Below are 14,573 nucleotides of genomic sequence, written 5' to 3' on the forward strand. Positions count from 1 at the left end.
AGCCGGGGGCGGACGTTCGCCGCCCCGGCAGGGCGCGGCAGCGGGGCGAGGATCGAGCCCCGCCCCGGCCGAAGGAGGTCCGGTCACTCCGACTGGTGACCGACCGGAGGCTGCCCGTTCCGTGTCAGGGCTTGCCGAGAATGAGCCGCGAGCCGCGCTGTCGGGTGAAGTACTGCCAGGCCCAACGGGTGAAAACCGCGAGCCGGTTGGAGAAGAGCGCCAGCGATTCGAGGTGGACGAGCGCCCAGGCGAGCCAGGCGAGGTAGCCCCCGAGCCGCAGGCTGCGGCGCTCGAGCAGGGCGAAGTTGCGCCCGACCACCGCCATGTTGCCGAGATCGCGATAGCGGAACGGCGGCGGCACGGGCCCGCCGGCGAGCCGCGCCGCGATCAACCGCGCGACGTAGCGACCCTGCTGCAGGGCAACCTGCGCCACCCCGGGCAAGGCGCGGCCGTCCTGCTCGACGAAGGCGACATCGCCGATGGCGAAGAGCTCGCCGCGACCCGGCACGGAGAGATCGGACGCGACCCGCACCCTCCCGGAACGGTCGACCGACGCACCCAACCAGGCCGCCGCCGGCGTCGGCGCGACGCCCGCCGTCCAGGCGACGGTCGCCGCCGCGAGCCGCGTGCCACCGACGACGACCCCGTCCGCGTCGATCGCCTCGACCGGGCGGCCGCAGCGCACCTCGACCCCCATCCCGGCGAGTCGTGCCGCCGCCCGGCGCGCCAGGCGCTCGTCGAACCCCGGGAGGATCCGCGGCCCCGCCTCGAGCAGCACGACGCGCGCCCGGCGCGGGTCGATGCGGCGAAAATCCCGCACCAGGGTCTCGCGCGCCAGCTCGGCGAGCGCGCCAGCCATCTCGACGCCCGTCGGCCCGGCGCCGACCAGCACGAAGGTGAGCAGCTCGTCGCGCCGCTCTCCCTCCTCCGGCTCGAGCTCGGCGCGCTCGAACGCGGCCAGGACTCGATCGCGCAGCGCCGTCGCGTCCTGCAGGGTCTTGAGCGAGGGGGCGTGGCGCTCCCAGTCGTCATGGCCGAAGTAGCTCGCTCGCACCCCGGTGGCGAGAATCAGGAAGTCGAACGGCTCCTGGCGGAGGCCGCCGTCCGGAAGTCGCAGCTGCACCTGTCGGCCGTCGAGGTCGACGCCCTCGGCCTCGGCGAGCAGCACCTGCGCATTGCGCTGGCGGCGCAGGATCTGGCGAATCGGCGAGGCGATGTCGCCCGGACCGAGGTCAGCCGTCGCCACCTGGTAGAGCAACGGGGTGAAGAGATGGTGGTTGGCCCGGTCGATCAGGACGACCTCCACGGGCGCGCGGCGCAGCGTCCGCGCGACCGCCAGGCCACCGAAACCGGCTCCGACGATCACGACCCGCGGGCGGCGGTTCGTGCTTCCGGACGGATCTCGCGACGACAGCTCGGCCACGCGGAGACCTCAGTCCCGGGGCGCGACGTCGTGCCGGCTCGCGGCCGGCGTCGCGCTTCCGTCCTCCGCCGAGTCGCGCGCCACCAGATACAACGGGCGCCCGCGCACTTCGTCGAAGATCCGCCAGACGTACTCGCCGATGACGCCGAGCATCGTCATGATGACGCCGCCGACCACCAGGATGGCGATCATGATCGGCGCCCAGCCGACCGCCGGGATGCCGCCGAGCAGCTTCCGCACGACGATGATCGCCGCCCACAGGAAGCCCCCGAGCGCGACCGTCAGGCCGACGAGCGACATCGCCCGGATCGGCCAGTAGGCGGTCTTGAGCAGCCCGTCGATGAAGTACTTCGTCTTCTTGCCGAGCGTCCACTGCGACCGGCCGACGGGCCGCGGCTGGCGCTCGTAGGGCAGCATCTTGACCGCGAAGCCGAGCCAGAGGATGTCGCCCTGCAGAAAGCGGTTCCGCTCCGGCAGCGCGAGAAACGCCCGCCGCGCCCGTTGCCCGAGCAGGAAGAAGTCGAACCCGCCGCGCGGCATCTGCGGGTGGGAGAGCGCGATGAGGCTGTAGAAGAGCCGCGACCCGCCGGTGGCGACCAGGCTGTCGGAGCGCGCGACGCGATAGCAGACGACGATCTCGCTGCCCTGCGACCACTCCTCGACCATCCGCTCGACGAGTGCCACCGGCTCCTGCAGGTCGGCCGACAGCACGACCGTCGCCACGCCGCTCGCGCGCTCCAGCCCGGCGACCAGCGCCGGGACCTGGCCGAAGTTGCGCGACAGCGAGACGACCCGCACCTCGTCGCGCTCGGCGGCGAGCTCGGCGAGCTCGCGGGCCGAGCCGTCGGTCGAGCCGTCGTCGACGAAGATCACCTCGAGCCGCCAGGCGCCCGCGTTTCGCGCCGCGAGCGCTCGCAGGGCGTCGCTCGTCGGCCGCAGCGAGCCGGCGTTCTGGTAGACCGGAATGACCACGCTCACCGTCGGCAGGGGCGACCGGTTCGTCGCCGTCGCGCTCACCTCGCGCTCCTTCCGGCGAGCGCCGCGCGCACCGCTCCCGAGGCCTCGAGCCCCGCCGCCAGGAGCTCGACGACCGTGGCGACGTCCCGCTCGCCGACCGCGGTACCCGACGGCAGGCAGAAGACCGTCGCCGAGAGCGCCTCGGTGTTCGGCAGCCGGCGCCCGGCCTCCGGGTCACGGGTGCGATACGGCTCCATGCCGTGACAGCCCGGGGCGAAGTAGCGGCGCGCCAGGACGTTCTCGGCATGCAGCAAGGCGACGATCTCGTCGCGCGTCAGCCCGGCCGCCACCGGATCGACGACCACGACGACGTAGTGGTAGTTGTTGCGCGCCAGCGGATCGAAGGGCAGCACGCGCAAGCCGGGAAGCGCGGCGAGTCCGGCTGCGTACGACGAGTAGTGCCGCCGGTTGACGTCGATCACCTCGTCGAGCGACTCGAGGTTGGTCAGGCCCATCGCCGCGCAGACCTCCGGCATCTTGCCGTTGACTCCCAGCTCGACGACGCGGTCGAAGCCGGCGAAGCCGAAGTTGCGAAGCAGTCGGGCGCGCTCGGCGAGCTCGTCGTCGTTGGTGACGATCGCTCCGCCTTCGAAGCTGTTGAGGCACTTCGTGGCGTGGAAGCTCAGCACCTCGAGATCGCCGAAGTTGCCGATCCAGCGGCCGCCGTGATCGCAGGCGAAGGCGTGGGCCGCGTCGAACATCAGCCGCAGGCCGCGGCGCCGGCAGATCTCCTCGAGCTGCTCGATCGCACAGCTCCGCCCCCAGAGGTGAACGCCCACCACGCCGGTGGTGCGCGGGGTGATTCGTTCCTCGACCGCCGACGGGTCGATGCCGTGCGAGTCCAGGTCGACGTCGCAGAAAACCGGCTCGATCCCCAGCCACTGCAAGGCGTGGGCAGTGGCCACGAAGGTGAAGGAGGGGCAGATCACCTCGCCCTCGAGGCCGAGCACCCGGGCACCGATCTCGAGCGCCACCGTGGCGTTGCTCGTGCAGACGCAGTGGCGCACGCCGAGGCGCTGGCGGATCGCCGCCTCGAAGTCGAGGACCATCGGGCCGTTGTTGGTCAGCCAGCGGCGGTCGAGGATCGCCTCGACGCGCGCCAGGTAACGCTCGCGCGAGCCGATGTTGGGTCGCCCGACGTGCAGCGGCTCGGCGAATGCCGGGCTTCCGCCGAGCACAGCGAGCGTCCTGGAGCTTCGTACGCTATTCACCCGGACCTCCCGAGGTCCCGCCGAACGGTTCGGCTGGCTGCCGTCGCGACACCGCCGGCTCCGGCCCCGTCATGGCGTCGCTCCGCGATGCCAGCCCTCGGGTCGTACCCGCTTGACCTCTGCGGGAACGCCGACCGCGACGGCGTTGGCGGGGACGTCACGCACCACGGCCGCGCCCGCGCCGACGACCGACCAGCGACCGATGCGGACTCCCGGAATCACGCTCACTCCCGTGCTCAGGTACGCCCCCTCCTCCAGAACCACACTGCCCGCCACATGAACGCCCGGCGCCGTGCTCGCGAATGCGCCGAGCACGCAGTCGTGCGAGATCGTCGTGCTCAGGTTGAGCTGAACGTGATCGCCCAGGTGGATCTGGTTGGTCAGGATACACCCTGCCGCGATCACCACGCCGATGCCGAGCTCGACCCTCCGCGTGAGCTGGGCACGCGGATGAACGAGCGAGGCGAACCGCGCCCCGCGCGCCGCCGCCCGCTGCACCATCCCGTAGCGCAGGTGCGGGTAGCCGATACCGCAGACGACGCTCACTTCGCCGGCGCGGCGATCGAGCCAGTCGAGCCCGCCGAGCACCGGAAGGTCGCGGATCACCCTTCCTGCGGCTTCGTACTCGGGGTCGACGAGATAGCCCAGCACGTCGTGGCGCCCGCCCTCGCTGTTGATCGCCTCGACGAGATCGACCATTTCCCGGGCATGTCCGCCCGCGCCGAGGATGACGATCTTCTCGCCGGTGCTCATCCGACCTCCTCCTGCCATCCCGCTTCGCCCTCCTTCGTCCCGTGAACGGAGACTACCTGTTCGGCACCCGTCGCTCAGCGGCCTGCACGACAGCGCTCCGGCCGCCCGCCGCCGCTGTGCTAGCTTCGTCGGCAGTGCCACCCGGACCCTCTCCCCTCGCCACGGCGCGGCGCACCCGGATCTCCGACGCCGTGCGCCGGGGGGCATCCGAGCTCGCCGCGACCGGCCGTCGCCTCGTCGCCGCCGGGCGCCCGCACGGGGTCGCCCTCGCCCTCGGCGCGATCCTCCTTCTGGCGTTCTCGCTGCGCGCCGAGACCGGAAAGCGCGGTCTGCCCTATCTGCATCACTGGGATGAGCCGTTCATCGCCAACCGGGCGCTGCAGATCCTGCGCAGCGGCGATTACAACCCGCACTTCTTCTCTTACGGCTCGCTGATCATCTACGCCCACGCCGGCGTCGACGCGTTGCACTACCTCTCGCTCGCCAAGCTGCCGGACGACGATCCCTCGGCGCTGCGCGATCCCACCGCGATTCGCTTCCACGGGGCGCGCGAGGACTGGCTCGCCGGCGACCCGGAGCACGAGCCGTACTGGGTCTCCCACCCCTCGTTCTACCTCTGGAACCGTCGTCTGACCGCGCTTTTCGGCACCCTCGCCGTGGCGCTCACCTTCGCCCTCACCCGGCGCCTGGCACGCCGGAACGGCGTCGCCGGCGGCGACGAATCGGCGGCGGCCTTCGGCGCGCTCGCGGCGGCCTTCGTCCTCGCCACCTCGACGTTCCACGTCGAACACTCCGCCTGGATCACCACCGACGTCCCGGCGACCACCCTGGCCCTCGCCGGTCTGCTGGCGACGCTCGTCTTCGTCGACGGGGGCGGGCCGCGAGCCCTGCTGCTCGCCGGCGCAGCGCTCGGTCTGGCCATTTCGACCAAATACAACACCGCGGTCTTCGCGGCGATCCCCGCCGGGGCGCTTGTCGTCGCCGCCTGGCGCCGCGCTCGCGGCTACCGACCCTGGCTCTGGCTCGCCGTGCCCGGCGTCGCCGCCGCGGCCTTCCTCCTCGCCACCCCGTACGCGGTGCTCGATCTGCCGGCCTTCCTGCGCGACACCGGGCGGATGCTCTATTCCTACCTCGGCAATCGCGACCAGATGGTGCCGATCACCCCAGGCTGGCCCCACCTCCGACTCGACCTCGCGCTGCTCGGTGAGAACCTCGGTCTCGGCGTGGCGCTCGGCGCACTCGGCGGCCTCGTCCTCGGCTTGCGCCGAGCGCGCAGCTGGGTGGTGCTGCCGATCGCCCCGCTGGTGATCTGGGCGACGAGTGGCACGCGGGCACCGTTCCACCGCAATTTGATCGTCTGCTATCCCATCGCGGCGATGGCGTTCGGCCTGGCGGTCGCCTGGGCGCTCTCCGGCGGGGCGAGGTCGCGGCGACGGCAGGCGATCGTCGTCCTTCTCCTCCTCGCCACTCTCCCACCGGCGGCGCGCGGCATCGCCGACGCCCGCCGTGTCGGTGGCGCCCGCGACACCCGTAGCCAGGCGATCGACCGGATCAACGAGCTTGGCCGTTCCCACGTCGGGTCGGTGGGGATCGCTCGCGAGCTCAACGTCCACGGGCTCGACCTCGACCGCCTCGAGATTCCCTACACGGTGCGCCCGCTGCAGGACCTCGTCTGCTCCCCGGGCGAGGAGGCGGCCCTGCTCCTGCCGTCGCGTCCCTGGGCGACCTCCGCGGGGGCGAAAGCCGAGGCCGAGCGACTCGACGCGCTGCGGCGCGCGGCGGGCACCCTCGCCGGAAGCCTGGCGGCCGACCAGATCTTCACCGTCGACTCACCGGCCGTCGATCCGGGTCTCGAGCTGCGACGGCCGCTGCTTCGGGGCGCGTTGGCGCTCCCCTGCGTGCGCGGCGGGATCCCCTTTTCGACGCTCCGCCTGCAGGGTGAGAGCGGCTTCAATCGCCAGAGCCTGGGCCTCGCCCCGGGAGCCTCGGCGACGAGCCCCGCCCTGGCGTTTCCCGAGGGGAGCGCGCTCGTCTCGCTCCGTCTCGCCGCCGTCGAGGCGGCCGGCGCCGAGGTCGAGCTCGTCGCACGCGAGGCCGGCCCGGACCCCGCGCGCGAGCTGGCACGTTGGCCGCTCCACAGCGGGACGAACCCGACCGTGCACGAGCTCGCGCTGCCGCTCGCTCGACCCACCGCCCTGTCGCTCGAGCTCGTCGTCCGCCGGGAGTCACCGGGCGGCGCCCTGCTCTACGGCCTCTGGGTCGACAGCGCCCCAGGTGGAACGGAGAAGGGTCCGGTCTAGAATCGGGACATGCGTCCCCAGGTCTCGCAGCGCGCCCGGCTGATGCCGGCCTCTCCCATCCGGAAACTGATGCCGTTGGCCGACGAGGCGCGGCGTCGCGGCACCCACGTCTACCACCTCAACATCGGCCAACCCGACCTGCCGACTCCCGCGGCGATGCGCGCGCGGCTCGGCCAGGTTCCGGAGGTCGTGGCCTACAGCCCCTCCGGCGGCACGTCGGAGTTTCTCGCCGCGCTGCAGCGCTACTACGCCCAGCTCGGGCTCGACTTCTCGCTCGGCGAGCTGATCGCCACGACCGGCGGCTCGGAGGCCGTGCTCTTCGCCGTGCTCGCCGTCTGCAACGAGGGCGACGAGATCCTGGTGGTCGAGCCGTTCTACACCAACTACCTCGCCTTCACGACGATGGCCGGCGCGCGTCTGGTGCCGGTCGCCGCGCGCGGTGAGGACGGCTTCCACCTGCCGCCGCGCGAGGCGTTCGAGAGCGCCCGCTCGCCGCGCACGCGGGCGGTGATCCTCTGCAATCCGAACAACCCGACCGGCACCGTCTACAGCCGCGCCGAGGTCGAGGCGGTGGCCGATTTCTGTCGTGCCCACGGGCTCTTCCTCATCTCCGACGAGGTCTATCGCGAGTTCGTCTACGACGGACGCAAGGCGGAGAGCGCGCTGACGCTCGCCGGCGTCGAAGACCACGTGATCCTCGTCGACAGCCTGTCGAAGCGCTTCTCGGCCTGCGGCCTGCGGCTCGGCTGCCTGGCGACGCGCAACCGCGACGTCTACCAGGCGGCGCTGCGCATGGCGCAGGGGCGGCTCTCGCCGCCCGGCCTCGCCCAGCTCGCCGCGCTCGGCATCGCCGAGCTCGGGGCCGACTACTACGCCGGCGTCGTCTCCGAGTACCAGGCCCGCCGCGACGTGCTCTTCGAAGGGCTGTCGAAGATCCCCGGCGTCTTCCTGCGCAAGCCCGAAGGGGCGTTCTACTTCGTCGCCCGTCTGCCGATCCTCGACGGCGAAGACTTCGCCCGCTTCCTGCTCGGCGAGTACTCGCTCGGCGGCGCCACGGTGATGGTCGCCCCGGCCCAGGGCTTCTACGCCACCCCGGGGCTCGGGCTCGACGAGGTGCGGATCGCCTACGTGCTCAAGCGCGGCGACCTCGAAGCCTCGGTGCGCATCCTCGCCGAAGCCATCCCCGCCTACCGCGACGCCCGCGGCCTCGACGAACGCCCCACCGCGTCGAGCAACGCCAACGCGCCGGACTTCCACACGCCGACGGTGTAGCGGATCGACGTTGCCCATCCGCCGCCGCTGAGGGAGGATCCGGCGCGACCGATGGCTCGAACGGGCTCGCGTGCGCGGAGGATCTCGCCGGCGGCAGCGCTGCGCCGGCTGCTCGCCTTGCGCCTGGTCTACGGCCCGGCGGCGGCGAACGAGAAGCGGCGACTGCTCGCCGTGCTCGGGCGCGGCGCGCTGGCGAGCGCGCGGGCGCTCGTCGCGTTCCACGAGGCGCTCCTCTTTCTGCGCGCCTACCCTGACGATGCCGAGGTCGCCGCGGCGGCCGACGAGCTGCTGGCGCGCTTCGCGCGGCGACGCGATCTGGCGCGACACCGCGCCGCGCTCGCCGGAAGCGGCCTCGCCGGCACGGTGATTCCCTACCCGTTCTTCTACCCGACGGCGCTCTGGCTGGCGCGCCGCTTCCCTGGGCGGCTGACGCTCGACGAAGAGCAGACCGGCGACGGCGAGGCGTTGCGCCCGCTGCTCCTCGCCGCCCTGGCGCCGCCGGAGGCCCTCTGGCTCCACGAACGGAAGCCTCCGGTGCGCGAGGCGTTGCGCACCCTTGCTGGCGACGGCGACCCAGCCTGCTTCCTGCTCGCCCGGATCGACGCGATGCCGGGCGACGGCTTCACCCGGGAGGCGCTACACGACGCGATCTCGCCGTCCTACCTGCTGCGGCCGGACGACGACACCCCGAGCCGGACGCTCGACCGCGCGCCGCGCTCGCCCCTCGTCGGGCGCTCGACGACGCCGCGACGCGAGCGCCCCGACCTCGCGGACGAGCTCGTCCGCCCGCCGCTCGCTGTCCGCGAGGTGGCGGGGCGCGAGGCGGTCGAGCTCGTCGAGCTCGCCCGGCGCGCCATGGTGACGCGCGAGCGTGACCTCGACTGCTTCTGCTACGGCGACCCGCGCGATGTCCGGCGCTTCCGGCACGAGGACGGTCTCGAGCTGGTGGCCATCGGCTCACGGCCCGAACGCCGGCTGCTGCTCGCCGCCGCCTACGGCCTGCTCACCCTGCGCAACGGCGTGCCGATCGGTTACGTGCAGCTCGACGGCTTCCTCGGCACGACGCTCGTCCACTTCAACACCTTCGAGACCTTCCGCGGCGCCGACGCCGCCTGGGTCTTCGCCCGTGCGCTCGCCACCGCACGCGTGCTCTTCGGCTCGCACGCCTTCGCCATCGAGCCGTACCAGCTCGGCCACCTCAATGACGAGGCGCTCGACTCCGGTGCCTGGTGGTTCTACGCGCGTCTCGGCTTCGCCCCGCGCGATGCCGCGATCGCGGCGCTCGCGGCGCGAGAGGCCGAACGGCGACGGCGGCGACCGGCGGCGCGCTCGTCGCGGCGTACCCTCGCCCAGCTCGCCCGCGGCTATCTCTACTGGGAGCCCGAGGGACGCACGGCGACCGTGCCACCGCACGCGGCAGCGTCCCACGCGATCTCGACCGCCCTCGCCGCGCTCGACGGCGTCCACGGCTCCCAGTCTTCCGAACGGGCGGGGCGCGAGTGGGTGGCACGGATCGCCGGTGAGATCGGTCTCGGACCGGGGACAGCGCTCACCACGGAGGAACGCCTCTGGCTCGGACGCTGGGCGCCGCTGCTCGCGACGCTGCCGGGGATTTCGACCTGGAGCCGGGAGGAGCGCCTCGGGCTCGGCGCGATCGTCCGCGCCAAAGCCGGCCGCCGCGAGTCCGCCGCCGTGCAGGTGGCCCGCAGCCACCCGCGCTTCGGCCCGGCGCTGCTCGAGCTCGCCGCCGCGCACGGCTACGCCGAGGACGAGCGCCCGCGCCGCTGACCGGCGGGCGATCAACGCACGGGCGAGAGCGGCGGCAGACCGAATTCGCCGCGCACCTCGGCGCGGCCCAGCACGACGAGCGACCAGATCCCGAGAATCGTGCCGAACGGCAGAAACGGCATGGCGACGAAGGCCATCGCCTGGCAGAAGCCGTAGCGCCGCCCGGCAACGACGCAGCGGCCGGCGTAGCCGACGCCGGCGGCACAGGCGAAGAGGAAGAGCGCCAGGACGGCGGCGAGCACCAGCGTCGCGCTCGGCGGTCGCCCCTCCGTGGCCAGGTGCAGGTTCGCCGCGAACGGGTCGATGTCCGCGGCGAGCGCCATGCCGAGGTAGACCACCGGCAGCAGCGCGACGAAGCCGGCGAGCGCACCGATCAGATAGTGAAAGAGCGCGAGCAGGCGGAGCTCGTCGCGGGCCGCGGCAGAGGGAGGGGACGCGGGCATCGGGGTCGTCGCCGCGGAACGCTCGGCGCGCGCCTTCAGCCTACTCGCAATGCGCCGCGCTTGACACCCCAGGGGGGCGACCCTAGGCTTGCGAAATCAGTTGTTTCCGGTCGATAGGGAGTGTGCGATGGGCCTGAAGGACGTGCTGGCGAAGATGAAGCTGGTCGAGCTCGACCCGGCGGAAGCGGCGCCGGCCGTGCCCGCGCCTCCGGCTGCGCCTGTCGCCGCTCGTCCGGGGACACCGCGTCCGCAAGCCGCGGCGCGAGCGACGCAGCCGGTCGATCTCGAGGCGATCCTCGGGCGACTGCCCCCCGCTCCGGCGGTCGACGAACGCACCCTGCCGCGCCACGGCGGCGAGGGCGGCCTCGACATCCCCGACTTCCCGGCGGTCTATCGCGCCGCCGGCGTTGCCGAGCCGGCCCACGGCTTCACCGCGGCGAAGGTGCACGAGATCCTCTCCTCGCCCGACTTCGCCGGCCTCGACGGCAAGGCGAAGGCCGCGGCACTCGCCGGGTTCCTCAAGATGGTCCCCGGCGGCCCGGTGCCGATCGCCGACGTCATCCAGGACGCCGTGCGGCGCGACCAGGCGCTCGATAAGTTCGAGGAGTTCCTGCGTGGCAAGCTCCGCGCCGAGGAGGAGGCGGTGACGCACGAAAACGCCCGCCTGCAGGCGGAGGTCGACGCCCTCACCCGTCGCAACCAGGAGGCGATGGCGGCCAATCGCGCCAAGCTCGACGCCACGCTCAGCCGCTTCGGCGAGTGGCAGGCGCGCAAGCGGATCGAGGAGCGCGCGCTCGCCGAGGCGGTCTCGCCGTTCGTCGAGAGCAACCCGATCTCCGTCACGCCGGCGGCCGCCGGCGCCGCGAAGAACACCTAGCCGCCGTCGCTCCGCGCCTGCCGCGCCACGATTTCAACCGAACCGACCGATTCCAACCGCCCACCGGTCGCTCCGACAAGGAACTTCACGCCATGTTCGACCGTCTCGCCCGTGTCATCAAGTCGTGGCTCGGCTTCTTCATCTCCTTCGCCGAGGACCCGGAGGTCATGCTCCAGGAGTCGATCGAGGAGATGCGCAACACGCTGCCGCGGCTCAACCAGATCCTCGTCACCACCCGAGCCACGGTGATCCGGCTCGAACAGGAGAAGGGCGAGCTCGAACGGCGGGAAAAGCAGCTCACCTCCTCGATCCAGGCCGCCCTGCAGGAGGGCAGCGCCGAGGCGCGCAAGATCGCCGAGGCCGACGCGCTCGCGCTGCAGGAAGTCCGCGAGGACCTCACCGCGACGCGCGAGCAGTACGAGGCCGCGAGCAAGGCGTTCGACAACGCCCAGCTCTCGGTCGACGACATCAAGGACAAGCTGCGCGCCAAGATCGAGCAGTGCCGGCGCGCCATCCAGGAGTCGAAGAAGGCCGAGGTGATGCGCTCGGCGGCCAACGCGCTCGCCGAGCTCGACACCTACGGCACCGCCTCGACCGCCGAGAAATATCTCGAGGAGATCAAGCAGAAGGTCGCCGAGTCGAAGGCGGCGGTCGAAGTGGCCACCGGCGGCACCGACGTCGAGCGGATCAAGATGGAACGCAAGGCGCGCGAAATCCGCGCCAAGGGCGTGCTCTCCGAGTTCGAGGTGCAGATGGGCCTGAAGAAGGCCGACGCCGTGCCCGAGGCGGCGCCGTTCCCCGAGACCGCCCAGGGTCAGGCGACCCCCGCCAAGCAGGGGCAGCAGGGGAGCTGACGCTCCTCTCCCATGGGCTTCCTCGACCGCAACCCGGCGCTCAAGCGGGCGATCGCCAATCAGTACCAGGCGATCCTCGCCGTCGGCGCCGTGGGCTTCTCGCTGCTGCTGGCCAACCCGCTGCCGCTGATCGTCTTCGCCGGCGCCCAGCTCATGGTGATGCCGCTGCTCGTCGATCGCCTGAAGCGCCGCATGGAGATCGAGCAGAAGGCCTCGCAGCGGCAGTACGAGACGATGAGCGGCGAGCAGCGTTACGGCGAGCTGCCCGGCCCGATGCGCCAGCGCTACGACCGCCTGCGCCAGCTCTGCGGTCAGGTCCAGGAGAACTACCGCGGCCTCTCGCCCGCCTCGCAGGGCGTGCTCGCCGACCAGACCGAGAAGTTCAACGCCATCCTCGCCAACGCGCTGCGCCGGCTCTGGCTGCTGCAGAAGTACGAGGAGCTCGCCCGCACCTTCAGCGCCCGGCAGGTCAAGGACGAGATCGGCAAGATCAAGATGGCGCTCGAGTCGACGACGCTCGACCCGCGCGTGCGTGAGGCCTGGCAGCAGAACCTCTCGATCAAGGAGAAGCTGCTCGCCTCGGCCGACCGCAACCAGTCGCAGATGCAGGCGCTCGCCGCCGAGCTCGACTCGCTCGAGACGCTGCTGCAGCTGCTGCTCCAGAAGTCGCTCGCCGCCACCGACGCCGGCGCCTTCGCCCTCGAAATCGACGACGTCGTCTCGCAGGCCGAGGCGGATGCGGCGAGCGTCGTCGAGCTCGAACGGATGCTCGGCGGCATCCCCGAGCTCACCGAACCGCCCAACCTCGGCGAGCTCGCCACGCCGGGGGCGAACCGCAACCGCCAAGGAGGCTTCCGCCGTGGCTGAGACGCCGACGTTCCTCGCCACGCTCCCCTCCTGGGCCGCCCGGCTCGCCGCGGAGATCCGTGCCAAGCAAGCCAACGCGTTCGTCCTGCACGGCGTGCCGGCCGACCTGGTGCCGGTGCGCGGGCCACAGGGGCTGCGCTTCCGGCCGCTCGATGCCTTCCTCGCCGAGGATCTCTTCGGCGGCTGGCCTTCGGTGGTGAGCTACAACCGCGCCGAGGGGCTCGCCTTCTCGACTCCCGACGCCCGCAATCACTTCTTCGAGCGGCTCAAGGCCTACGATCTCGTGCACGGCACGCGCTTCGGCGAGGCGCTGCCGCGCGACGCGGCCAACTGCTTCGCCCTGCTCGACGGCTACTTCAAGGCCTGCGCCGCGGCGCAGCCGGCCCGCCCGGTCGCGCTGCTCCTGCCCTTTGCCGAGACGCTCGGCCCCTCGGGGGACGCCAGCAGCCGCACTGGCGAGGACCGCGCCGTTCTCGTCTACCTGCGCAAGTGGTCGCAGGATCCGACGCTCCTCGCCAAGAACATCGTCTTCGTGCTCGTTGCCGAAGGACTCTCCGAGCTCGACCCCAAGCTCGTCCGCTCGCACGCCACCCGCGAGCTCGAGATCAAGCGCCCGGACGAGACCGACCGGCGCGAGTACCTCGAGGCGGTGCGTGGCGCCGAGTGGTTCGCCGAGCGCAGCGAGCTCGGCGCTCCGGAGCTGGCGCGCCTGACCGCCGGGATGACGCGCGTCCAGCTCGGCCAGATCCTCGACGGCATCGACGGCGGCGGGGCGAGCAGCGGCAAGCTCACCCGCGAGATGGTGCGCACGATCAAGAAGGAGGTCATCGAGACCGAGGGGCTCGGACTGCTCGAGTACGTCGAGCCGCGCTTCGGCCTCGACATGGTCGCCGGCATGCCGGCGGTCAAGACTCGGCTCTCGCGTGCCGCCCGCGCCATCGCTCGCGGCAACGCCTCGGCGGTGCCGATGGGTTACCTCATCTGCGGCCCGGTGGGAAGCGCCAAGACCTTCCTCGTCGAGTGCTTCGTGCGCGAGCTCGGCTTCCCCTGCGTCAAGCTCAAGAACTTCCGCTCGATGTGGGTCGGCGAAACCGAGGCGAACCTCGAGCGCATTCTCAAGATCCTCTCCTCGCTCACCCCCGTCGGCGTGGTGATCGACGAGGCCGACGCCGCGCTCGGCAATCGCGAGGGCGGCGGCGACTCGGGCGTTTCGGCGCGCGTCTTCGCGCAGATCGCCGCTTTCATGGGCGACACGAAGAACCGCGGAAAAATTCTCTGGTTCCTCATCACCTGCCGCCCCGACCTGCTGCCGATCGACCTCAAGCGTCAGGGGCGCGCCGAGGAGCACGTGCCGCTCTTCTACCCGGAGAGCGCGGCCGAGTACGACGAGCTCTTCCAGGTGATGGTCAAGAAGCTCGCGATGACCACCAAGGTCGGCAAGATCAGCGAGGTCGCAGCGGAGGAGAAGCTCCTCGGCCTTTCCGGCTCCGACCTCGAAGCGGTGCTCGTCCGCGCCACCCTCGAGGCCGAGGCCGCCGACTCCACCGAGGTCACCGCAGCCCACCTCGCCCAGGCGATCGCCGACTTCATCCCTCCCGCCAACGGCCTCGAGCGCGAGCTCCAGACCCTCGTCTCCGTCCTCGAGTCGACCAGCCGCGAGCTTCTGCCCCCGCGCTTCCGCGACCTCGACCGCGGCGTCATCCAGGCCCGCGTCGAGGAGATCAAGCTGGCCCTGCGGCTGCGGTAGATCGGAGGCGGGCCTCTCGGC

Annotated in this window: 12 protein-coding genes; 7 read left to right on the plus strand and 5 right to left on the minus strand. The window is 72.0% G+C overall.

The window, feature by feature from the left end:
• Positions 1-124: 124 nt before the first annotated feature.
• The 4 genes from IPJ17_01680 to IPJ17_01695 all read right to left on the minus strand — a co-directional run bounded on the left by IPJ17_01680 (position 125) and on the right by IPJ17_01695 (position 4,404).
• On the minus strand, positions 125-1,423 hold the full coding sequence (locus IPJ17_01680) for an NAD(P)/FAD-dependent oxidoreductase (protein ID QQR74329.1): 1,299 nt from the start codon (positions 1,421-1,423) through the stop codon (positions 125-127).
• Between the two features lie 9 nt (positions 1,424-1,432).
• Positions 1,433-2,440 carry a glycosyltransferase family 2 protein gene (locus IPJ17_01685; protein QQR74330.1) on the minus strand — a complete coding sequence of 336 codons (1,008 nt, stop codon included), beginning with the start codon at positions 2,438-2,440 and terminating at the stop codon, positions 1,433-1,435.
• Positions 2,437-3,651, minus strand: a complete 1,215-nt coding sequence (locus IPJ17_01690; protein ID QQR74331.1) for an aminotransferase class I/II-fold pyridoxal phosphate-dependent enzyme — start codon at positions 3,649-3,651, stop codon at positions 2,437-2,439. The genes IPJ17_01685 and IPJ17_01690 overlap by 4 nt, the downstream gene beginning before the upstream one ends.
• Before the next feature lie 69 nt (positions 3,652-3,720).
• Positions 3,721-4,404 (minus strand): acetyltransferase, encoded by a 684-nt coding sequence (locus tag IPJ17_01695; GenBank protein QQR74332.1) that lies wholly within the window; start codon positions 4,402-4,404, stop codon positions 3,721-3,723.
• Positions 4,405-4,595: 191 nt separating this feature from the next.
• Here IPJ17_01695 and IPJ17_01700 point away from each other — a divergent pair, with 191 nt between their 5' ends.
• Genes IPJ17_01700 through IPJ17_01710 form a run of 3 tightly spaced genes read left to right on the plus strand, consistent with a single transcriptional unit; the run spans position 4,596 to position 9,764 of the window.
• On the plus strand, positions 4,596-6,704 hold the full coding sequence (locus IPJ17_01700; GenBank protein QQR74333.1) for a glycosyltransferase family 39 protein: 2,109 nt from the start codon (positions 4,596-4,598) through the stop codon (positions 6,702-6,704).
• Between the two features lie 9 nt (positions 6,705-6,713).
• Complete coding sequence (locus tag IPJ17_01705; protein ID QQR74334.1) at positions 6,714-7,976, plus strand: pyridoxal phosphate-dependent aminotransferase; 1,263 nt, start codon at positions 6,714-6,716, stop codon at positions 7,974-7,976.
• Positions 7,977-8,027: 51 nt separating this feature from the next.
• Positions 8,028-9,764: a hypothetical protein gene (locus IPJ17_01710; GenBank protein QQR74335.1), complete on the plus strand. Its 1,737-nt coding sequence runs from the start codon at positions 8,028-8,030 to the stop codon at positions 9,762-9,764.
• A gap of 11 nt (positions 9,765-9,775) precedes the next feature.
• Here IPJ17_01710 and IPJ17_01715 read toward each other — a convergent pair whose 3' ends face one another.
• Complete coding sequence (locus IPJ17_01715) at positions 9,776-10,207, minus strand: hypothetical protein (GenBank protein QQR74336.1); 432 nt, start codon at positions 10,205-10,207, stop codon at positions 9,776-9,778.
• Positions 10,208-10,334: 127 nt separating this feature from the next.
• Here IPJ17_01715 and IPJ17_01720 point away from each other — a divergent pair, with 127 nt between their 5' ends.
• The 4 genes from IPJ17_01720 to IPJ17_01735 all read left to right on the plus strand — a co-directional run bounded on the left by IPJ17_01720 (position 10,335) and on the right by IPJ17_01735 (position 14,552).
• Positions 10,335-11,084 (plus strand): hypothetical protein, encoded by a 750-nt coding sequence (locus IPJ17_01720; protein ID QQR74337.1) that lies wholly within the window; start codon positions 10,335-10,337, stop codon positions 11,082-11,084.
• 92 nt (positions 11,085-11,176) lie between these two features.
• Positions 11,177-11,938, plus strand: a complete 762-nt coding sequence (locus tag IPJ17_01725) for a PspA/IM30 family protein (GenBank protein ID QQR74338.1) — start codon at positions 11,177-11,179, stop codon at positions 11,936-11,938.
• 12 nt (positions 11,939-11,950) lie between these two features.
• Positions 11,951-12,805, plus strand: coding sequence for a hypothetical protein (locus IPJ17_01730; protein QQR74339.1), 855 nt, complete (start codon positions 11,951-11,953; stop codon positions 12,803-12,805).
• Entirely contained in the window at positions 12,798-14,552 is a 1,755-nt protein-coding gene (locus IPJ17_01735; GenBank protein QQR74340.1) for an ATP-binding protein, read from the plus strand. Before IPJ17_01730 ends, IPJ17_01735 begins: the two co-directional genes overlap by 8 nt.
• Positions 14,553-14,573: the final 21 nt, after the last annotated feature.

The sequence above is a fragment of the Holophagales bacterium genome (assembly GCA_016699405.1).
GTDB lineage: Bacteria > Acidobacteriota > Thermoanaerobaculia > Multivoradales > JAGPDF01 > JAAYLR01.

Coding starts and splice junctions, on each gene's coding strand:
- IPJ17_01695 (QQR74332.1), bottom strand. CDS start 4,404: ATGAGCACCGGCGAGAAGATCGTCATCCTCGGCGCGGGCGGACATGCC.
- IPJ17_01705 (QQR74334.1), top strand. CDS start 6,714: ATGCGTCCCCAGGTCTCGCAGCGCGCCCGGCTGATGCCGGCCTCTCCC.
- IPJ17_01710 (QQR74335.1), top strand. CDS start 8,028: ATGGCTCGAACGGGCTCGCGTGCGCGGAGGATCTCGCCGGCGGCAGCG.
- IPJ17_01715 (QQR74336.1), bottom strand. CDS start 10,207: ATGCCCGCGTCCCCTCCCTCTGCCGCGGCCCGCGACGAGCTCCGCCTG.
- IPJ17_01720 (QQR74337.1), top strand. CDS start 10,335: ATGGGCCTGAAGGACGTGCTGGCGAAGATGAAGCTGGTCGAGCTCGAC.
- IPJ17_01725 (QQR74338.1), top strand. CDS start 11,177: ATGTTCGACCGTCTCGCCCGTGTCATCAAGTCGTGGCTCGGCTTCTTC.
- IPJ17_01730 (QQR74339.1), top strand. CDS start 11,951: ATGGGCTTCCTCGACCGCAACCCGGCGCTCAAGCGGGCGATCGCCAAT.